Origin of the sequence: Pseudomonas extremorientalis (assembly GCF_001870465.1) — a bacterium.
GTDB classification, from domain to species: domain Bacteria; phylum Pseudomonadota; class Gammaproteobacteria; order Pseudomonadales; family Pseudomonadaceae; genus Aquipseudomonas; species Aquipseudomonas extremorientalis.
Genome location: NZ_MDGK01000024.1, coordinates 147,517 through 167,845 on the forward strand (window position 1 = coordinate 147,517; position 20,329 = coordinate 167,845).

The window sequence follows — 20,329 nt, forward strand, 5'->3', positions numbered from 1 at the left end:
GCCTGCCATGCGCATTTTATGGATCCTGCCCTACTCACCCTGGCCCGCCACCAGCGGCGGCAAGACGCGCCAGTTCCATCTGCTGCGCAACCTCGCCGCGCGCGGGCATCGGATCACCCTGCTTTTGCATGACAAACACCCGGTGTCGCTCAGCGACCGCCAGGTGCTGGAAGCGTTTCTCGAACAACTGATCATCCTGCCGCGCCGCCCTCTGCGCAGCGTCACGACCCTGTTGGCCGGGCTGTTTGCGCCGTACCCGCTGCTGGCCAGCGTGAATGGTTTGTCGGGTGAATTGCAGGACACCTTCAATTGGTTGCTGGGTGACCCTTGGGACGTGGTGCAAATCGAACACAGCTACAGCTTCCAGCCGTATGAAGAGGTGCTGGCGCGCAAGTCCCAACCCTTTGTGCTGACGGAACACAACGTTGAATCGGCCCTTGGCGCCGCCACGTATGACCGTTTGCCGGGCTGGTCGCTGCCGTTCATTCGCTACGATCAATGGCGCTACGCCCGCTGGGAACGCCGCGTGATGCGCCAGGCCGCCCAGGTGGTCGCGGTGACCGACAGCGATGCGCAGGTGCTGGAAAAAATCGCCGGCAAGCCGGTGTCGGTGGTGGTCAACGGCGTGGATTGCGATCACTTCGCCGCCGCCCGTCCAGACCCCAGCACCCAACGCGTGCTGTTTCTCGGCAACTACGAATACGCGCCCAATGTGGACGCCATCGAATGGGCCCTGGATGAAATCCTGCCCCAGGTCTGGGAACGCTGCCCCGACGTACGCATGAGCGTGTGCGGCTTCGGCATGCCCGATAGCTGGCGCGCACGCTGGCCGGACCCGCGTATCGAGTGGCAGGGTTTTGTGCCCGACCTGCTGAGCCTGCAATCGAGCTGCTCGGTGTTCCTGGCGCCGTTGCGCCATGGCGGCGGCTCCAAGCTCAAGGTACTGGAAGCCTTGGCCGCCGGCTTGCCGCTGGCAAGTACCGAGCAAGGCGTATCGGGATTGGACCTGGTGGAAGGCCTGGATTACCTCGGCGGGCAAACCGCTGCGAGCCTGGCGGATGCCGTGGTGCGCCTGCTGCAATTTCCCGATGCCGCCACGACCATGGGTGAAGCCGGCCGCGCCTATGTGCGTCGTGCCCATGACTGGAACGTCGCAGCCAGCCAGCTGGAAAAGGTCTACACGACCCTTTTGCCCCAGAATCAAAAGGAGCCCGCATGCGTGTAGGCCTGGATTACCGCACCGTCGGCACCTCGCCGCAATCGGGCATCAGCCGCCAGGTGTACGCGCTGGAAAGCGCCCTGCACGGCCTGCCCGGCATCGAGCTCGAGCGGTTTACCGTGGCGCCCCTGGGCGATGAAACCCGCTTGCAGGCGCACTGCCCGGCCTGGGGTTGCGCCAAGACCGCCATGCACCAGCCGCAGAATCGCCTGCGCTTCGAAGCCGGGTTTCTGCCACGGGCGCTGCGCGAGCACCACATCGACCTGTACATCAGCACCTTCAACATGGGCCTGCCGTTGCCGCCCAAACCCAAGGGCCTGCGCACCGTGGTGCTGTTGCATGACCTGTTCCAGATCACCTTGAACAACTACCACGCCAACCGCTTGAAGGCGCTCATCTATAAGACCAGCGATCGCCTGTCGATCACCTACGCGGTGCACAGCGCCGACCGGGTGTGGACGCCGTCGCAGTACAGCGCCGATGAAACCGCGCGGTTGTTTCCCAAGGCCGCGGGCAAGATTCGCGTGCTGCCCAATCAGGTCGACGGCTTTACCGAACTGGCGGCGGACCTCGGCCCGCGCCAATTGCCCGAGCGCTATTGGTTGCTGGTGGGCACCCGCGAGCTGCGCAAGAATGTGCCGTTCCTGGTGGAGGCCTGGCACCAGGCGCGGCGCCAGTCCCCCGGCGTGCCGGAGTTGGTGCTGGTGGGCAGCCTCGATCATTTGCCTGAAAACCAGCGCAGCCTGCCTGGGATTCGTGCACTCAGTGGCGTGTCGGATGCCGAACTGCATGCGCTGTACCGCCAGGCGTCGCGCCTGTGGCAACCGTCTTACGCCGAAGGTTTTGGCCTGCCGGTGATCGAAGCCCTGAGCGTCGGCACGCCGGTGGCGGTGGCCAGCGGCACGTCGCTGGATGAAATCACCCCGCCGTCGGCACCGCGCTTTTCGCCCACCAATGGTCCAGCGCTGACGCAGCTGATGATCAGCCTCGGCGAGCGGGCCGCCGAGGAATCGCCCGAACAATGCCGGCAGTGGGCAGAACGCTTTAACCATCGCGCCTATCGCGGGCGCCTGGCCGAACTGATCGAGGAGCTGAAGTGAACGTGAACCTGCCCAGCCTCGTCGCCATACTGTTCGGCCTGTTGTTCGGCGCCGCCGCCCTGCTGCTGTCGCCGGCCAAGGCGTTCCTCGCCGTGATCGGCCTGGCCGGTGCGGTGACCATCCTGCGTTTTCCGTTCTGGGGCCTGGTGCTGTTCGCCCTGGTCGCCACGTTCATGCCGTATTCCACGGTCAACCTGGGCATTCGCAGTACCGTCAGCGAAGCGATCCTGGCGCTGACCTGGGGCGCGGTGCTGTGGCACAACTTCCTGGCGCGCCTGCCGGATACGCCGAGCCTCGCCCGTCGGCCCACCGACCAGATGCTGTTGTGGCTGATGCTGTTCAGCGTGTTCCCGTTCATCGTCGGCCAGGTCACTATTCACGCCGACACCAGCGGCGTCGCCAACTGGCTGCGCTGGTTGCTGAGCCTGTCGGCGGTGTTCCTCTGTGCCAAGTTGCTGGTGGACCGCAAGCACCGTGAATCCCTGGTAATCGCCCTGCTGCTGGGCAGCCTGGCGATGCTGGTGCTGTCGATTGCGGTGTTCGTGCGCACACGCTCCGGGGCCGGTATTGCACCGGTGCTGGCGCTGTTCAACTACGGCAACTTCGACATGCTCAAATTCGGCCTGGAGGCGATGTCGTCGCGCATGGGCTCGCCGTGGATGCACCCGAATGCCATCGGCGGGATCATGGCGTTGCTGCTGCCCCTGGCGTTCTGCTTCGGCATGACCGAGCAAGGCTGGAAACGCGCACTGGGCCTGGGCGTGGCGTGCCTGGGCGCCGCCGCCTTGCTGTTGGCCAGTAGCCGTGGCGCGATGGTCAGCCTGGCGCTGGTGCTGCTGTGGATGGCCACGCGCCGGGTGCCGTACACCGGGCGCCTGCTGATGATCGGCGCGGCGCTGACGGTGGCGCTGGTGATCGCGTATCCGCCGTTGCAGGAGCGCCTGGCGACGATTTTCTCATCGAGCAACGCCAGTACCGAAGTGCGTTTCGACGAGTACCGCATGTTCCCGCAGGCGGTGATGGCGTACCCGTTCGGCATCGGCTTCAAGGTCGACCCGCCCGTACCCGACACCCACTTGCTGGGCATTTCCAACCTGTGGCTGAACTTCATCTACAAGACCGGCATCGTCGGCATGCTGTTCTTCGTGGCCGTGACCGTGCGCTGGTGGCGTGAAGCCCGCCCGGAACGCGGCCCGATCCGCCTGACCAAGGACAACGCGCTGTGGCTGGGCACCACCGCCGGGATTCTCTCGGCACTGGTCAGCGGCCTGTTTGACCACTACTTCAGCTTTGCCGTGGTGATGGTCGCGCTGTTCTGGCTGATGGTGGGCATCAATGTGCTGGAAGCGCGGCGTCTGTTTCCGGCGCGCCTGCCGCAGGTGAAAAGCATAACGTCGCGCAAAACGCTGCTCGACGGCGTACAGCGCTGATGCTGGGCTCTGCCGCATGGCTGACGCTGGCGACGCTGCTGGGGCTGTGCCTGGGCTTTGCCCGTGAGTGGTTGCTGGTGGCGGCCTGGGGCGCGGGCGAGCGCAGTGATGCGTTCCTGATCGCGCTGTTCTTGCCGGAGGCGCTGCGCATGTCGTTGGCCGGCGGTGTGCTGAGTGCAGCGGCGCTGCCGCTGTACCTGGCGCGCCAGGACGACGAGCGGCTCGGCTGGCTGGCGGTGTTGTTCCCGGCGTTGCTGTCGATCGCGCTGGTCACCAGCCTGCTGTTGACTGTATTGGCGCCGTGGCTGGTGCAACTGCTCGGGCCCGGCCTGGCGGCCAGTGCCACGGCGCTCGCCAGCAGCAACTTGCAGATTGTCGCCTGGTGTGTGCCGGGGCTGATGCTGCATGCGCTGTTCAGCATTCCGTTGCAAGCCAGCGAGCGCTTTGTACTGGCGGGCCTGGGCTCGTTGCTGTTCAACCTGCCCCCCGTGGCCTACCTCGCCTTCGCCGGCACCGCCACTCAACCTCACTCATTGGCCCTGGCCTGCCTGGCCGGCAGCCTGTTGATGCCGTTGGCGTTGCTGCCGTCGATGTGGCGCCAGGGCTGGCGGCCGTGGCATTGGCAGCGGTCGTGGGCACCACTGCGGGAGCTGGGCCAACGCATCGGCCCGCTGCTGTTGAGCAACGGCGCCAGCCAGGGCCTGGCCTTGATCGAACGGCTGGTGGCGTCCTTGCTGGGCGAAGGTGCGGTGACCTGGGTCAACCTGGCGCGCAAGCTGATGAACCTGCCGCTGATTGCGCTGATGAGCCTCAACCAGGTGTTGCTGGGCATGATGAGTCGGCGCCAGGGCGACGCGCGCCTGGCCCTGCTCAAGCGTGGCCTGGAAACCGCCAGCGTGCTGACCCTGCCCGCCGGAGTCGGCCTGGTGGCGGCGGCGCCGAGCCTGGTGGCGTTGCTGCTGCCCAAGCAATCGCTGGACTCGCCGTTGCCGCTGCTGCTCGCCTGGTTTGCCGTACCACTGGTGTTCGGCGCCTGGAACGCCCTGCTCGCGCGCTACGCCTACGCTGCAGGCGATACGCGCCAGCCATTGCGTTGTGAACTGCTCGGCAGCCTGGCCAATGTGCTGTTGCTGGGCGTGCTGCCGTTTGTGTTCGGCCTGGCCGGGATTCCGCTGGCTGCGCTGGCCGGCGTGCTCTGCACCGCGTTGTTGTTGATGCAACGCCAGGCCTTGCTCGGCGCCCTGCCCTGGGCTCGGAGCTGGCTGCTCAGCGCGGTGCTGATGGGCGTGGCGGCGTTGGCGCTGTTTCGGATTGAAGGCGTGTGGCTGCAACTGGGGCTGAGCACCCTGGCTGGCGCGGTGGTATTGCTGGGCATGGCACTCTGGCTGAGACCGTGGCGCAAGGCATGAATGATCGATCAGGACAACTCATATGAAACATCGCTGGATTCAAATGGATATCGCCAAAGGCATCGGCATCCTGGTGATCGTGTTTGCCCACAGTTGGTTCGTCGCCACTTCGCCGGACTTGCTGTACCCGGTGCTGGCGTCGTTCATCTTGCCGCTGTTCTTTTTTCTGTCGGGCGTGTTCTTCAAGCCCGAGCAGCCGTTCGTGGAGATGGCGATACGCAAGGCCGATGGCCTGCTCAAACCGTTTTTCTTCACCATGCTCACCTATGTGATCGTGCGCAGCATTCTGCGTGGCCAGCCGCTGTTGCCGGATATCGGCGGTGTGCTGTACGCCTCGGTGGATACCATTCCGTGGCAGGCGCTGTGGTTCCTGCCGCATTTCTGGGTGGCGATCCTGTTCAGTTGGGTGATGCTGCGCCTGATCCAGCGCCTGAAGCTGTCACTGTTGCTCAGTTGCGCGCTGGTAACGCTGCAGTTGATTGTGGGCGTCTGGATGCTGCCGTGGTTCTGGCAGTTGCCAGTCGCGTTCGGCGGGCATACCTGGGTGCTGCCGGGCCTGCCGTTCAGCCTGGATATCACCTTGATCAGCAGCACTTATTTCATTGTCGGCTACCTGCTGCGTGATTGGCTGCGCACCCACGCGGGCTCCTGGCTGACCCTGTTGATTTCGATTGCATTGTTCGTTGTGGTATTCACCTTCACCTGGGACACCATGGACCTGGCGCAGCGACGCTACGACCACTGGTTCTGGACCACCCTGCCGGCCGTGATCGGCGTGTACGCTTGCTGGGCGCTGGCGCGCGTATTGATGGTGTCGACCTGGGTCACGCGGGCCATGACCTATATCGGTCAGAACACCTTGATCCTGCTGATCTTCCACGGCGAGATCCAGCACAAGACGGTCGACCTGCTGGAGCGCCTGGGGCTGCCCGCGTTTGTCGCGGCCTGCGTGGGGTTTGTGGTGGCGGTGGTGGTGCCGTTGTTGATCGGGGAAGTGATCAAGCGGGTGGCGTTCCTGCGGTTTTTCTACTTTCCGTTTCCGGTGCGCAAGGCGCCTGTCGCAAAAACGGCGCCTTGAGGGCGCCGTTCAATCATTGCGTCAGAAAGCGTATTTGACACTGGTCATCAGGTTGCGCGGCGCTCCGTACATGCCGTGGTTGCCGGCGTAGCTGAAGTACTCGCGATCGAACAGGTTATTGACGTTGACCGAGGCGCTCAGCTTGGACGTCAGGTCATAGCGCACCAGCAAGTTGGTGATGGCGTAGCTGCCCTGGCTGAAGGTGTGCAGGTCTTCGCCGACCTTGCTCTGCCAGTTCACTCCGCCGCCCACGGTAAGCTTGTTGAACGCGCCGGGCAAACGGTAGGAAGTGAAGGTCTTCAGGCTCTGGCGCGGCAACGTCGTGACGATGCGTTTGTCGTCGGCATCGGTGCTCACCGCATAGGCATAGCCAGCGGAGGCTTGCCAGCCGTCAGCCAGTTCGCCGTTGAGCTCCAGCTCCACGCCTTCGGTGGTGGTGCCTTGCTCGTTGCGATAGGTGTTGCCGCCCGGGGTGTCGATCCAGATGGCCAGGTTGTCCTGCTCCAGCTTGAACAGCGCCAGGCTGGTGTTCAGCCGCTCGTCGAAGAAGCTGCCTTTGAGGCCGACCTCATACCCTTTGCCCTCCATCGGCGGCAGCGCCTTGTTATTGATGTCGCGCACCCAACTGGCCTGGGGATTGAAGATCTTGGTGTAGCTGGCGTAGGCCGACCAGTTGTCGGTGAGGTCATATACCACGCCGGCGTAAGGGATGTAGACGCCAGTTTCCGATTCGTCAGTGCGGGTCGCCGTGCCGCCGTAGGGTCGATCTTCGGTCTCGCGCTTCCAGTCGATCACCCGGCTGCCGAGGATCACGCTCAAGTCATCGGTCACTCGCAGTCGCGTGCTCAAGTAAGCAGCATATTGGCTCTCATCCACCGAGGATTTACCGGTGACATTGAACGCGGGCTTGACCGACTGGCCATCCCAATTGAACAGGTTGTCGATGGCACCGGCCGGCGAGCCGGAATAGTCGTAATGCCAGCCGCCGTAACTCGGCACGCTTTCATTGTATTTGGACAAGGTGACGCCCGCGATCAGCTCGTGCTCACGCCCGAGCAGGTCAAAGGGGCCGGTGGCGTAGAGGTCGATGTTGTCCTGGCGCGGCGTACCGGAGAAACGCACCGGCAATTGAGTGGTACCACTGCCGTTCGCGTTGAGCGAACCGTTGACGTAGTTGAAGACTTCATCGAACTGGTTTTCAGTGTGGGTGAATTCGGCCTTGGCGCTCCAGCCGCTGTCGAACGTCTGCTCAATGGCGGTGAAAAAGCTCGTCTGCTCATGATCGTTGTAGGACCACGCCGGCGCGGTGTTTAGCGAGCGGCTAAGGTTACTGCGCGAATCGTCGGTAAAGCGTGTGGGCAAACCGGAACGCGCCGGCGAATCGACGTCGGTGCGCAGGTAGCTGAAGCCCAGTGTCAGCAGCGTGTCTTCGCTGAGGTCGAACTCGGTGATGCCATAGAGCAGCTGCGTTTCCTGCTTGTAGCGATCGATCCAGGCGTGTTCGGTCTTGTAGTCCGCGACCAGGCGCCCGCGCACATTGCCGGTTTCGGTCAGCGGGCCGGAGACGTCCAGGCCGGTGCCATAGCGGTCCCAGGTGCCGCCTTCCGCCGTGACGCTGGCGCGCGTCTCGGTCGTCGGGCGCTTGCGAATCAAGTTGATGGTCGCCGCCGGGTTGCCCATGCCGCTGATAAGGCCGGTGGCGCCGCGTACGATTTCAACGCGGTCATACATGGCCATGCTCTGGGTGTAGTTGTCCATGCGTGTGGCGGTGGGCACGCCGTCGATTTCGAAGTTCTGGATCTGGAAGCCGCGCGAGAAATAACCGTCACTCTCCGCCCCAAGGCCATCGCGCAACACGATGATGCCGGGAGTGGCATCGAGGGTGTCACTGAGATTGGTGAGACGTTGGTCATCCAGGCGCTGGCGGGTCATTACGGTGAGCGACTGCGGGGTTTCCCGAGGCGTCAGGTTCAGGCGCGTCGAACTGCTGGAGGACTGCGTGGTGTAAGAGCCAGTGCCCTCGGTGGTCGAGCCGGGTGCCTTGCCCGAAATGGACACGGTGCCCAGCTGCAATGCGCCATCGCTCGGGCGCCGCGCCAGTGAGTAAGTGTTGCCGCTGCCATGCACGGCTTGCAAGTTGCTGGTACTGAGCAGGATCGCCAGGCCGGTATCCAGGTCATGCCGCCCGCGCAGGCCTGGGCTGGTCTGGCCGTCGGTGAGCGCGGCCGGATAGGACAGCAGGATCTGGCTGGCCTGGCCGAACTGGTTGAGCGCCTCCGCCAGCGAACCTGGCGGGATGTCGAATTCCACTTGCGGTGCTGCGTGCACCCAGGCCGACGCCAGCAACAGCGGCGTGACCACAGTGACGCTGGCAATGCCCTGCATGACGGCAAGGGCCAATGATGTCTTCAAGCGTATGTTTTTCTTCGGTGTGTGCGGCTGCATGCCCTATTCCCCAGTGAAGGTAGTGTCTGGGGATATAAGTCTCGTGAGATTCGCAAACGGACCACCCAAGCGCGAAATAAATTCACACAAGCTTCTGGCGCGGCTTGAGGGCGACCCAGAAACGGGTGAAATGCTGCACGTCCAGCTTCAGGGTTTGCGCCAGCGCCGCGATAATCCGGTCGGTGTCGGACAGCGGATAGGTGCCGGATACGCGCAAGCCGCGCACCGCGGGATCACACGCCAGGCGCCCGCGACGGTAGCGGCTCAGCTCTTCGAGGAAGTCCTCCAGGCGCATGCCCTGAGCGACGATCATTCCACGGCTCCACGCCAGTTCACCGTCCCGTTGCGGGCGCCGGGCGAGCAAGGTGTGGGCATCAAAACTGATGAGTTCGCCCGCCTGCAGCAGCAGGCTGCGCGACGGGATCTGTGCCGACAGCGCGCCCTGGTCTGCGCCCAATTGGGTAAAGCCATCGCGCTGGCGCACACTGAAGCGACCACTGACCGCACGGGTCAGGCCTTCGGCGGTTTTCACCCACAGCGGGCGGATATCCGTGGGGTTGGGGTCCACCAGGATTTCACCACGCAGCACATGGATCTGGCGTACATCCGCGGTGTATTTGACGTCGATGGCGGTGTCGGTATTGAGCTGCACTTGGGTGTTGTCCGCCAAACCGATGCGCCACTGCTCGCCGACGGTGGTGCTGAAGTCGCTGGTCCAGTGTTGCAGCAGCGCCGCGTCTTTGATGCTCCAAGCGGCGGTGCCTGACGCCAGCAACACGGCGAGGTGCTTGACGACCTGGCGACGTGACAACGCCGGCAACAGCGTCGCGCGGGCCAAGGCTTGATGGGTCGGTGTGCGCACATCCTGCAAACGCTGGAAAAATCGCTGGGAATTTTGCCAGGCCTGTTCATGGGCCGGGTCCTGCTCACGCCAGCGCTGCCATTCGGCGCGGGTCTGCTCGCTGACGTTCGGCACCTGCAGCTCCAGTTGCCAGTGCATCGCTTGCTCGGCGACCTCGATCGATAACGGCACCGGATTCATGACCGCTGGCTGTCCAGCAAGATGCATTGTGCACCCGCCTTGACGATGTAGCGTTTGACCGTGGTGATGCTGGTACCGAGGCGCTCGGCGATCTCGCCGTGGCTCAGGCCATCGAGCTGCGACCACAGGAACGCCTGGCGCACGGGCAAGGCCAGGCGGCTGAGCACTTCATCGAGGGCCATCAGGGTTTCGAGGAGGATCCACTGGGTTTCGGCGTTGGGCGCGGCGTCTTCCGGCAACAGGGCCAAGGCCTGCAAGTAGGCTTTTTCGAGTTTCTGCCGACGGAAGTGGTTGGACAGCACGCTTTGCGCCACTTTCGCCAGGAAGCTGCGCGGCGCGTGGATTTCAAGGGGCTGGTTCTTCGCCAGCAGCCGCAGGAAGGTGTCCTGGGCCAGGTCGGCGGCGCTCTGCGGGCAGTTCAAGCGACGCCACAGCCATTGCTGCAACCAACGGTGTTGCTGGCGGTACAAGGTGGCCAGTTCAGTGGGGCTTACCGCAGGAGTCGAAGACATGGAGGCCGCGCGCGAAGAATAAGGCGTAAATGATAACGGTTATCATATTCTTCGCAGAGCTGTTACTGCAAGTTTCTGCTACGGGAGCCGGCTGCCCGGCTCCCGTACAGGGTCAGTCATCCAATGGCTGCGCTGCATGCTTGGCGGGCTTGCCAGGTTTGGCGCCAGCCTTGGCACCCTGCTTCTCCGCTGGTGCGGCAGCGGGTTCAGGCTCGGCCGGTGCAGCGGCTTCTTTCTCGGCCATCGGCATCTGGTCGATGGCGCTGAAGAATGCCTTCAGGTCGAGGGTATCCGGCGGTACGGTCTTCTCGAGTTTTTTCTCGCCGTCCTTGCCCACCAGGATCACTTTGGTGCCGCTGCCGGCGCCCAGCTTGAGGGCACGGATCAGCGCGTTGGTTTCCGGCGGGGTGAGTTTCCTGCTGTCCTTGGGGTCCTTGGCGAATTTCTCGCCTTCAGCACCGATGCTGCCGAACTTCACGGTGTAGAACACCATGCTGCGTTCTTCAAAGGACTGCTTGGTCGCAGGCTCGTCCAGCTGATTTTTGACCTTGGCCAAGGTGTCGTTGCCGGCATCAAGCTCCACCACCACCAGCGGCCGGGCCTTGCCCAAGTCCTGCTTGAGCGGGTTGATATCATCAGCAGCCAACAGCGGCCCCGTAAAAGCCATCAAGGTAGCCAGGGTCAGCGACCGGATGAGCATGCGCACCTCCTTTGAATTCCATGCAGGGTTCTTGAGTTTCATGTCTGCGACAGTCAAATTCAAGGATGATTCCTACACCACTTTAAGAAAGCGTAGGACAGGACGCCCGCCACGCAAGGGTTTGATGGCTGCGACTGTCATTGTTTCCACTGATTGCGGAAACATCATGAGACCTTCCACTCCGGCCAATGCCGAGCAAATACGGGCGCGACGATGGGGTCGGCGTCCACTTGTGCCAGGCTCTGGGCAAAGCCTGGCGCCAGGCCGCTCAACGCGTCGCGTGCCTCATCCCAGCGCGACACCGCCGCCGCCATCAGGCCCAGTGCATTCGGCGTGTTGTCCGGGGCAAACAACTGGTCGGCAAACTGATCGGCGAACACCACCCAGGCCTGGTGAAGGTAGCGTCGTGTGCCGGTGACAAGCTGGGCCTGCACGGTTTCGTTGACGTTACCGAGCCAGCGTTGCGGGTAGTCGATGATGCCGATCGCCGAGTAGCAATTGGCGGCGATATACACCAGGCCGCGAATGATCTGCGCGCGGTTGCCGGCCAACAGGTGGGAGGCGGGAAACTCCAGGCCCAGGTGGATCAGGATCGCTGCGCTTTCCGTCAGCACCTGGCCGTCAGGCGTCACAAGGGTCGGCACCTGTTTGAGCGGGTTGATACGAGCCAGTTCGTCACTGCCCTCGCCCTCTGCCCAGGAAGCCGCGTCGACCCTGCGCCACGGCACCGCACAGCGCTGCAGGGCAATTTCGATCATGCAGGAGCCGGATTCGTCGATGCCGTAGAGCGTATACATGGACCTGTCCTCCTAGCGTTGCAGTTTGGCCTGCAGGTTGGCTTTTACCTGCGGCCACTCCGAGTCGATGATGCTGAAACGCACCGAGTTGCGCTTGCGCCCGTCGGGCATGATGCGTTCGTGACGCACGATGCCTTCCTGCACGGCGCCGAGGCGCAGGATCGCGGCGCGGGACTTTTCGTTGAGTTCATCGGTGGTGAATTGAACACGCACACAGCCGAGTACTTCGAACGCGTAGGTCAGCAGCAACAGTTTGGCTTCAGTGTTGATGGCGCTTTTCTGGGTGGACAGCGCCAGCCAGGTGTGACCGATTTCCAGTTTGCGGTTGACCCGGTCGACCTTCCAGAACCGCGTGCTGCCGACCACCTGGCCGGTGTCGCGGCGCACCAGGGTGAACGGGATCACGCTACCGGCATCGCGCCCGGCCAGGGCGGTGTCGATGTACTGGTCGACAGTGTCCGGGCCCGGCACGTTGGTGACCTTGAGGTTCCACAATTCGCCATCGGCGGCGGCCTCGAGCAAGGCGGCCTTGTGTGCCCGTTGCAGGGGCAGGAGTTCGACCGTGGTGCCGGTCAAGGTAAGTTCGGTCATGGGGCTGCGCCGTCAGGGTGATCGTCAGTGACCAAGAGTGCAGGCTCGCGCACGGACGAATCAAGCGTTTTAAAACAGACCCATTTGCCCGCCGACCAAGGTACTGAAATCGTCATTCACGAATGGCAGGATCGCATCGGCCACCGGCTGCAATTGCCGGGTGACGTAGTGATCGTAATCGATGGGCGCTTGCCGCACCTCCATCGGCTCGGGGCCGTTGACGCTGATCACGTAGCTGATCCAGCCGCCGCGCTGGTATTGGCGCGGGCGGTTCAAGCGGTCGTTGTACTCATCGGCCAGGCGCGCGGCGCGCACATGGGGCGGCACGTTGCGTTCGTAGTCGTCCAACCGGCGGCGTAGGCGTTTGCGGTAGATCAGCAACTCATCGAGCTCGCCGCTCAGGGTGCGGCGCACGTAGTCGCGGATGTAGTCCTGGTGCGGCTGGCGATGGAAGATGCGCTGGTAGAGTTCCTGCTGGAAGCGGCGGGCCAGGGGCGACCAGTCGCTGCGCACGGTTTCCAGGCCCTTGTAGACCATGTCCTCGCTGCCATCGCTGTGCACCACCAGGCCCGCGTAGCGCTTTTTGCTGCCCTCCTCCGCGCCACGGATGGTCGGCATGAGGAAGCGCGTGAAGTGGGTTTCGTATTGCAGTTCCAGGGCGCTTTGCAGGCCGAACTCGGTGCGCAGGTGCTCGCGCCACCAGTCGTTGACGTGCTGGACCAACGCCTGGCCGATGCGGCCGGCCTCGACTTGGCTGTGGGCTTTGCCGAGCCAGACGAAGGTGGAGTCGGTGTCGCCGTAGATCACCTCGTAGCCTTGGGCTTCGACCAACTGGCGGGTCTGGCGCATGATCTGGTGCCCGCGCATGGTGATCGACGAGGCCAGCCGTGTATCGAAGAACCGGCAACCGCTGGAGCCAAGCACGCCATAGAAGGCGTTCATGATGATTTTCAGGGCCTGGGACAACGGCGCGTTGTGTTCGCGCTTGGCCACTTCGCGGCCTTCGGAAACTCGCGCAACGATGGACGGCAAGCAATGTCGGGTGCGGGAAAACCGCGCGCCGCGAAAGCCTTCCACCGATTCACTGTCGTCGGGGTGCTTGAGGCCTTCGACCAGGCCGACCGGATCGATCAGGAAACTGCGGATGATCGACGGGTAGAGGCTTTTGTAATCGAGCACCAACACCGATTCGTAGAGGCCGGGCCGTGAGTCCATGACGAAGCCGCCCGGACTGGCCTGGGGTGGTTTGTCGCCCAGGTTAGGCGCGACGAAGCCCTGGCGATGCATCAACGGCATGTACAAATGGGTGAACGCGGCGACGGAGCCGCCGTTGCGGTCGGCCGGCAACCCGGTGACGCTGGCGCGTTCCAGCAGGAACTTGAGCAGTTCGGTCTTGGCGAAAATCCGCGTGACCAGCTCGCAGTCCTTGAGGTTGTAGCGAGCCAGGGCGGGCTTGTCCTCGGCGAACATGCGGTTGATTTCGTCCATGCGCTGGTACGGCGTGGAGATATCCTTGCCTTCGCCGAGCAGGGTTTGCGCGACGTTTTCCAGGCTGAAGGATTCGAAACTCCATGTCGCTGAGCGCAAGGCCTCGATGCCGTCGATGATCAACCGCCCCGCTGCCGCCGCGAAGTAATGGTTGCGGCTGCCGTGTTCGCGCCAGGCCATCGGCTCGTCGCCCCGCCCGAGCATCAGCGGCACGTTGAGGCGCTGGGCGTGTTCGTGGAGCACGCGCAGGTCGAATTGCACCAGATTCCAGCCGATGATCGCGTCGGGGTCGTGCTCGGCGAGCCATTGATTGAGGCGCTCGAGCAGTTGGGCGCGGGTGTCGCAGTAGTCGAGCTTGAAATCTACCGTGTCAGTTTTGTTCGGCGGGCCGAGCATGTACACCTGGCGTTCGCCGCAGCCTTCGAGAGCGATGGAATACAGATCGCCCTGGGCGGTGGTCTCGATGTCGAGGGACACCAGTTTCAGCGGCGGGCGGTAGTCGGGCGCGGGTTTCATCTGCGCATCGCAGAGTGCGCCGGTAGCGTCGGGGGTGCCGCCGAACCACACGGGCGCGGTGATGAAGCGCTCCATCATGTAGCGCTCGGGTGGGCGCACATCGCCCTCATAGACGTCGACGCCCGCAGCGCGCAGGCGTTTTTCCACGTCCATCGCCTGGCGGTGCTGGCGGGTGTACAGACCCAGGACCGGGCGGTGATGGAAATCGCACAACTGCAACGGGCGCAGTTCGATATCGCGCTCGCCCTTGAGCAGCCAATCCAACGGCTTGCGATGGGCTTCGGGGATGAACATCACCGAGGTCTGCACAGGTAGGCGGATAAACCTCGGACCCTGGTCGGTGGCCAGCCAGAAACTGACCTCCGTGCCCGCCGGGGTATCGCGCCAATGCCGGGTCAGGACAAAACCCTGCTGTAAATCCACCGTACCGCACCTCAGGAATCGCTTTCAGGGCGTGATTCTACTCGGCATCCGAGCGCGCGGACCTTAATCTCACAAAATTGTTGCACGACGTTAATAATAATTACTATCATTTGCACTGGAGTTGTATCCGCGCAGTGAGGAAGCGCAACCATTGTTGCCCTTTCCCTCTCCATTGACGGTTCACCGTCAGGATCGACCATGCCCGCCCGTATTCCATTCGCTGTGCCGTATCGCCCCACCCTGCTCGCCCTGTGCTGTTCCCTGAGCCTCTCGGCTCACGCCAGCCAGGAAACCGGCACGCTGGAACTGGGCGCCACCACTGTCAGCGCCGACGCCCCTGCGCCAGGCGCCCTGCCCCCGGTATACGCTGGCGGCCAGGTCGCACGTGGCGCTCAGTTGGGGGTGCTGGGTAACCAGGACATCATGGACGTGCCGTTCAGCATGTCCTCCTATACCGAGAAATTGATCCGCGACCGGCAGGCCGAAACGATCGGCGATGTACTGCTCAATGATTCATCGGTGCGCCAGGCGTCTGGCTATGCCAACCAGGCACAGACGTTCATGATCCGAGGCCTGCCGCTCGCCGGTGACGACATGTCCTTCAACGGCCTGTACGGCATCCTGCCGCGTCAGATTATGTCCATCGACGCCCTGGAGCGTGTGGAAGTGTTCAAGGGGCCGAATGCTTTCATCAATGGTGTGACACCGACCGGCTCCGGAATCGGCGGCGGTGTGAACCTGCAACCCAAGCGCGCCGATGACCTGCCACTGCGTCGCTTCAGTACCGATATCAGCAGCGATGGCCGGGTGGGCGAGCATCTGGATATTGGCCAGCGCTTCGGCGAGGACAACCAGTTTGGTGCACGCGTGAACCTGTCCCAGCGCGAAGGCGATACCGGCATCGATGATGAAAATCAGCGCTCGAAGCTGTTCACCGTGGGCCTGGACTACCGCGGTGATGCGTTGCGTCTGTCCAGTGATTTCGTGTATCAGAAGCAGCGCATCAACGGTGGGCGTAATTCGGTATTCCTTGGCACGGCCACCCATGTGCCAGATGCGCCTTCGGCAGACACCAACTACGCGCCGAGCTGGAGCAGCACCAGCCTCGAAGACACCCTGGGGATGCTGCGCGCCGAGTATGACCTGAACGACAACTGGACGGCCTATGCAGCAGGCGGTGCCAAGCACACCCGGGAAATGGGGCGCTACTCGTCGGTCACGCTGACTGACAACAGCGGCAATGCCCTGGCAAGCCGCTCGACCATCGCCCACGAAGAAGATAACCGCAGCTTAATGGGCGGGCTGAACGGCAGTTTCCAGAGCGGCCCTGTCAGCCATCGACTCAACTTTGGCCTGGCCGGTATCTGGACTCAAGCACGCAATGCCTATGTGTTCAACGCCTCGTCGACGGCTACCCGAACCAATATCTACGACCCTGTGACCGGCGCTCCGCCCACCCTGAACAACCCGCGCAATACGCCAGGCACTGATTTCAGCGACCCGACCATTACAGGCAAAACATTCGTGCGCAGCGCAGCGGTGTCCGACACCCTGGGCTTCTTCGATGACCGCCTGTTGGTCACGCTGGGGGCGCGCCGCCAGCAGATGGTGGTACAGGCTTACAACTACATGAGCGGTACGCGCACTTCCAACTATGACGAGTCAATTACCACGCCAGTCTACGGCCTGGTGTTCAAACCGTGGCAACACGTGTCCTTCTACGCCAACCGCATCGAAGGCCTTGCGCAAGGCCCGACGTCGCCGGTCAACTCGGGCAACCGGACGATCATCGGTGGCGGCCAGGCGTTTGCGCCCGCTCGCTCCAGACAAATCGAAGCGGGTGTGAAGGTGGACATGGGCACCTATGGCGCCACGCTGGGTGTATACCGTATCGAACAGCCTGGGGCCGGCTACGTTCAGGTCATCGATGCGACTACAGCGCGCTATGTGCGTGAAGGCCAGCAGATCAACAAAGGCGTGGAACTGAACGTCTTCGGCGAGCCCCTCAGCGGCCTGCGTTTGCTGGGCGGTGTGACGGTGATGAAGACCGAACTCAAGGACACGCAAAACGGCGCCAACGACGGTAACCGAGCAATCGGCGTGCCTTCGTTCCAGCTCAACGCCGATGTGGAGTGGGATGTGCCTGGCCTGCAAGGCGTAACCCTCAATGGCCGCTGGCTGCGCACGGGCGGGCAGTACGCCGACGCCGCCAACAATTTGAGCTTGCCGACGTGGAACCGCTTCGATGTAGGCGCGCGTTACAACTTCAAGGTTGCCAAGCGTGATGTCACCCTCGGCGCCACCGTGGAGAACGTCGCCAACACGAAGTACTGGGAATCGGCCCAGGGCGGTTTCCTGAGCCAGGGCGACCCGCGTGTTGCCAAGTTGTCGGCGACTGTAGACTTCTAAAAAGCACTACAACGAAGTGAGCCCGTTGTTGCAGTCATGCCTGGCGGGCTTGGTTCAGGTAGTTTTCGATGTTGCCCATTTGTTCATCCCAGCCCCGGGAGTTCATCTTGAAGGCCTTTTGCCGACGGGCTTCTGGCACCGTGTCAAAGCCGGACTCGACCACCCGCAATAGAATGCCTGGAGCACGGTCTTCAAGGGTGAACTCCACCAGCGTGGGGGTTTCCTGGTCATAATCGACACTCGCCTCGACTGCGAAAGGGTGCCACCAGAAGGAGAACAGCGTTTGCGGCAGGATGCGTTCGATCCTGGCCTTCCAGATCACATGTTCATAACCCGGATAGGTGATAGGTGCCTTGATGGTTTGCCCGGCAACAAAGGCTTTGCCTTCGAGGGCGATACCAAACCATTGGCCGAACTGCTCGGCATCGGTGAGGGCTTCCCACACCTGTTTGCGTGAAGCGTTGAGCAGGACTTTCCGTTCGATTCGATCCAATACGTGCATAAGTCACCTCCTCCATTGACAGTAGGTGACATCGAACAATGCGCAACCTGGGATTGTAAGCAATGATGATGACCCCTTTATTGATCCGGCAATTACGTTATGACTGACCCATTGAATGGAAGTTGCTTCTGCAAGGGCGTGCGGTATCAGGTGAGGCGTCTGGACATGCCGATCAGCCACTGCCATTGCGACAGCTGCCGCAAGGTGCATGCGGCGGCATTTGTCGCGACAGCCGGCGTGATGCGCGAACACTTTCGTTGGACCCAGGGCGTGGAGTTGCTGGCGTCTTTCGAGTCGTCGCCGGGCAAGCTCAGGCATTTCTGCTCGCGTTGCGGCTCGCACCTGATGGCCGAACGAGGGCATCAACCTCACGTGATTGTGCGGGTGGCGACGCTGGACGATGATCCGGGCGTCAAACCCACCGCGCACATCTGGATGGCCCATGATGTGCCCTGGCTCGCCCATGAAGGCGTAGAGCAATGGGACGAGTGGAAAGCCTGATTTAAACCTTTGGGTCTCCAGGTGCTTTGGCCGGCGTTGCGTATTGCGGTTTCAAGTGACCTTCCTGGTCGAGCAACCAGGCGTCCATGATCTGGCGTACGACCGGCCCAGCAACGCGACCGCCGGCTTCACCGTTTTCGATCATCACCGAAATCACAATTTTCGGGTGTTCGGCTGGGGCGAAGCCGACGAACAACGCGTTGTCGCGGTGGCGCTCCAGGGTTTTCTCACGGTTGTAACGCTCGCCCTGCTTGATCGCGACCACCTGTGCGGTACCACTCTTGCCAGCGATGCGGTATTGCGCGCCTTGTGCGGCAGCACGGGCGATACCGCGTGGGTCGTGCATCACCAATTGCATGCCATGGTTGACCTGCTCCCAATCACGTGGATCCTTGAGGACCACATTGGGCATAGGGTTTTCATCCACCGGTGGCACGCCGTTAATGGTCTTGGCCAAGCGGGGTCGGTTCCACACGCCTTTGTTGGCGATCAGCGCGGTGGCTTGGGCCAGTTGCAGCGGTGTGACCTGCATGTAGCCCTGGCCGATACCGAGGATCACGGTCTCGCCCGGGAACCAGGGTTGGCGGCGAGTGGCGCGCTTCCAGGCCTGGGAGGGCATCAAGCCAGCCGACTCTTCAAACATGTCCAGCGACACTTTCTGGCCCAGGCCGAATTCAGCCAGGTAGTCGTGCAGGCGATCGATGCCCAGCTTGTGGGCCAGGTCGTAAAAGTAGGTATCGTTGGAGCGCATGATAGCGGCATCCATGTCGACCCAGCCGTCACCGCTGTGGTTCCAGTTGCGGTATTTGTGGTCGAAATCAGGCAGTTGGTAGTAACCGGGATCGAACACACGGGTCTGTGCAGTAACGACACCGCTGTCGAGACCGGCGATGGCGACTTCCGGCTTGATGGTCGAGCCCGGCGCATAGAGCCCGCGCAGGACGCGGTTGAACAATGGCCGGTCGATGGAGTCATGCAGCGCGGCATATTCCTTGAAGCTGATACCGGTGACGAACAAGTTAGGGTCGAAACTCGGTTTGCTGACCATGGCCAGCACTTCGCCTGTTTGTGGGTCGAGGGCAACCACCGAGCCACGGCGATCGCCCAAGGCTTCTTCTGCCGCCTCCTGAAGGTGGACGTCGAGGCTCAGTACGATGTTTTTGCCGGGGATCGGATCGGTGTGCTTGAGCACACGCAGCACACGGCCCTGGGCGTTGGTCTCGACCTCTTCATAACCTACGTGACCATGCAGCTCGGACTCGTAGAAGCGTTCGATGCCGGTCTTGCCGATGGATTGAGTGCCGCGGTACTCAACCGAATCGAGGGCTTTGGACTCTTTCTCGTTGATCCGTCCCACGTAACCGATGGAATGCGCAAAGTGGGCGCCCAGGGGATAGTGGCGAACGAACTGAGGTTCTACATCAACCCCTGGCAGACGGAACTCGTTCACCGCCAGCAACGCGATCTGCTCTTCGGTCAGCTCGTAAAACAATGTCACAGGGACAAAGGGGTGGCGTGCCTGCTTCAGCGCCTTGTCGAACATCGCGCGATCCTCGGCGGGCAAGTGCAGCAAACTGACGATGGCGTCCAGCTCGCCCTTGAGGTCGGTGGTGCGCTCTCGGGTGATGGTCAGGTTATAGCTAGGGCGGTTGTCGGCCAACACGACGCCATTGCGGTCGTAGATCAGCCCACGCGTCGGCGTGATGGGTAATACGTGGACGCGGTTGTTTTCGGAAATCGTGGAGTGATAGTCGAACTGCACGACCTGCAGGAAGTACATGCGCCCCACCAGGGCGCAGGAAATGCCAATCACCAGCAGCGCACAGGCGAGCAGGCGCTTGTTGACCAGACGGTTTTCTTTTTCGTGATCTTTGATAGGTATCGGTTCAGGCATTTCTACAGCATCTCGTTGAAGAAGGTCGACGCCGCGTCCTGCGGTTGAAAGATCAATCCCTGTGAAAATGTGCTGCACCATACCAAAAATGCAGAAACACTTTGCATCGATTTCCCCAACGGTAAGGTATTTATCGAGGATGAGCAGCGCTTTTGAGTTTCCGACCGCCCAAAACAAAACCCCTGACTGCGTTAGCAATCAGGGGTTCTGAAATTTAATCTTGACGATGACCTACTCTCACATGGGGAAACCCCACACTACCATCGGCGATGC

Annotated in this window: 16 protein-coding genes; 7 read left to right on the forward strand and 9 right to left on the reverse strand. The window is 62.3% G+C overall.

Annotated features, from left to right (window positions below; all coding sequences use genetic code 11):
• Positions 1–7: 7 nt before the first annotated feature.
• From BFN10_RS11095 to BFN10_RS11115, 5 genes are read left to right on the forward strand one after another with little or no spacing between them, the layout of a single operon-like run.
• The gene (locus BFN10_RS11095) at positions 8–1,225 is read left to right on the forward strand and encodes a glycosyltransferase family 4 protein (RefSeq protein WP_071489730.1); all 1,218 of its coding nucleotides are present in this window, start codon (positions 8–10) and stop codon (positions 1,223–1,225) included.
• Positions 1,216–2,319: a glycosyltransferase family 4 protein gene (locus tag BFN10_RS11100; protein WP_071489731.1), complete on the forward strand. Its 1,104-nt coding sequence runs from the start codon at positions 1,216–1,218 to the stop codon at positions 2,317–2,319. The genes BFN10_RS11095 and BFN10_RS11100 overlap by 10 nt, the downstream gene beginning before the upstream one ends.
• 2 nt (positions 2,320–2,321) lie before the next feature.
• Entirely contained in the window at positions 2,322–3,749 is a 1,428-nt protein-coding gene (locus tag BFN10_RS11105; protein WP_071489751.1) for an O-antigen ligase family protein, read from the forward strand.
• The gene (murJ, locus tag BFN10_RS11110; protein ID WP_071489732.1) at positions 3,749–5,158 is read left to right on the forward strand and encodes a murein biosynthesis integral membrane protein MurJ; all 1,410 of its coding nucleotides are present in this window, start codon (positions 3,749–3,751) and stop codon (positions 5,156–5,158) included. The genes BFN10_RS11105 and murJ overlap by 1 nt, the downstream gene beginning before the upstream one ends.
• A 22-nt stretch (positions 5,159–5,180) precedes the next feature.
• Positions 5,181–6,236: an acyltransferase family protein gene (locus BFN10_RS11115; protein WP_028619520.1), complete on the forward strand. Its 1,056-nt coding sequence runs from the start codon at positions 5,181–5,183 to the stop codon at positions 6,234–6,236.
• A 21-nt stretch (positions 6,237–6,257) separates the two neighbouring features.
• Here the strand turns inward: BFN10_RS11115 and BFN10_RS11120 are convergent, their stop codons facing one another.
• The 7 genes from BFN10_RS11120 to BFN10_RS11150 form a co-directional block, all read right to left on the reverse strand.
• On the reverse strand, positions 6,258–8,621 hold the full coding sequence (locus BFN10_RS11120) for a TonB-dependent siderophore receptor (protein WP_071489752.1): 2,364 nt from the start codon (positions 8,619–8,621) through the stop codon (positions 6,258–6,260).
• Positions 8,622–8,763: 142 nt separating this feature from the next.
• On the reverse strand, positions 8,764–9,750 hold the full coding sequence (locus BFN10_RS11125) for a FecR domain-containing protein (protein ID WP_244159048.1): 987 nt from the start codon (positions 9,748–9,750) through the stop codon (positions 8,764–8,766).
• Entirely contained in the window at positions 9,720–10,235 is a 516-nt protein-coding gene (locus tag BFN10_RS11130; RefSeq protein ID WP_028619517.1) for a sigma-70 family RNA polymerase sigma factor, read from the reverse strand. Before BFN10_RS11130 ends, BFN10_RS11125 begins: the two co-directional genes overlap by 31 nt.
• Before the next feature lie 112 nt (positions 10,236–10,347).
• Entirely contained in the window at positions 10,348–10,935 is a 588-nt protein-coding gene (locus BFN10_RS11135; protein ID WP_028619516.1) for a DUF4174 domain-containing protein, read from the reverse strand.
• A gap of 164 nt (positions 10,936–11,099) precedes the next feature.
• On the reverse strand, positions 11,100–11,732 hold the full coding sequence (locus BFN10_RS11140; protein ID WP_071489734.1) for a glutathione S-transferase N-terminal domain-containing protein: 633 nt from the start codon (positions 11,730–11,732) through the stop codon (positions 11,100–11,102).
• A 12-nt stretch (positions 11,733–11,744) separates the two neighbouring features.
• A complete protein-coding gene (locus BFN10_RS11145) occupies positions 11,745–12,323 on the reverse strand; it encodes a GNAT family N-acetyltransferase (protein WP_071489735.1) in 579 nt (192 codons plus the stop codon).
• Positions 12,324–12,392: 69 nt separating this feature from the next.
• Positions 12,393–14,750, reverse strand: coding sequence for a DNA polymerase II (locus BFN10_RS11150; RefSeq protein ID WP_071489736.1), 2,358 nt, complete (start codon positions 14,748–14,750; stop codon positions 12,393–12,395).
• A gap of 198 nt (positions 14,751–14,948) precedes the next feature.
• Between BFN10_RS11150 and BFN10_RS11155 the strand changes: the two genes are divergently transcribed.
• Complete coding sequence (locus BFN10_RS11155; RefSeq protein WP_071489737.1) at positions 14,949–17,159, forward strand: TonB-dependent receptor; 2,211 nt, start codon at positions 14,949–14,951, stop codon at positions 17,157–17,159.
• 34 nt (positions 17,160–17,193) lie between these two features.
• Here the strand turns inward: BFN10_RS11155 and BFN10_RS11160 are convergent, their stop codons facing one another.
• The gene (locus BFN10_RS11160) at positions 17,194–17,661 is read right to left on the reverse strand and encodes an SRPBCC family protein (RefSeq protein ID WP_071489738.1); all 468 of its coding nucleotides are present in this window, start codon (positions 17,659–17,661) and stop codon (positions 17,194–17,196) included.
• A gap of 99 nt (positions 17,662–17,760) precedes the next feature.
• Here BFN10_RS11160 and BFN10_RS11165 point away from each other — a divergent pair, with 99 nt between their 5' ends.
• Positions 17,761–18,162 carry a GFA family protein gene (locus tag BFN10_RS11165; protein WP_071489739.1) on the forward strand — a complete coding sequence of 134 codons (402 nt, stop codon included), beginning with the start codon at positions 17,761–17,763 and terminating at the stop codon, positions 18,160–18,162.
• 1 nt (position 18,163) lies between these two features.
• Here the strand turns inward: BFN10_RS11165 and mrdA are convergent, their stop codons facing one another.
• Positions 18,164–20,056 carry a penicillin-binding protein 2 gene (mrdA, locus tag BFN10_RS11170; RefSeq protein WP_071489740.1) on the reverse strand — a complete coding sequence of 631 codons (1,893 nt, stop codon included), beginning with the start codon at positions 20,054–20,056 and terminating at the stop codon, positions 18,164–18,166.
• Positions 20,057–20,329: the final 273 nt, after the last annotated feature.